Below are 273 nucleotides of genomic sequence, written 5' to 3'. Positions count from 1 at the left end.
GACTTATGGAGAATTTTATAAACTCTTTTGTCATAAAAGGAGAAAGTAGATATGCTTTATCCTGCATTACCTGGACTCCTAATACCGTTCTATTGTAAGCAAGATTTTTCAACAAGAAAATCTCTTCTCTTTCATAATTTTTAAAAACTTGATCTAAATTTTCCTGTATTTTTGGCAGAAATGATTTATTCACAATAATTTTATACTGTGAAGGAGCTTTACTTTTAGGCTCAGAATTGAACCCTCCTAAAATACCATCCCCAATCTGTCCAC

At 31.5% G+C, this 273-nt stretch carries 1 protein-coding gene; it reads right to left on the bottom strand.

Annotated features, from left to right (window positions below):
- The coding region (locus SB786_RS36245) for a hypothetical protein (protein ID WP_410731579.1) at positions 1 to 273 on the bottom strand (273 nt) is incomplete at both ends.

It is taken from the genome of Burkholderia sp. SIMBA_062, from assembly GCF_046534765.1.
Classification (GTDB): Bacteria; Pseudomonadota; Gammaproteobacteria; order Burkholderiales; family Burkholderiaceae; genus Burkholderia; species Burkholderia ambifaria.
Note: the sequence above shows the minus strand (reverse complement) of the source record. Positions and strands in the feature narration are given on the sequence as shown.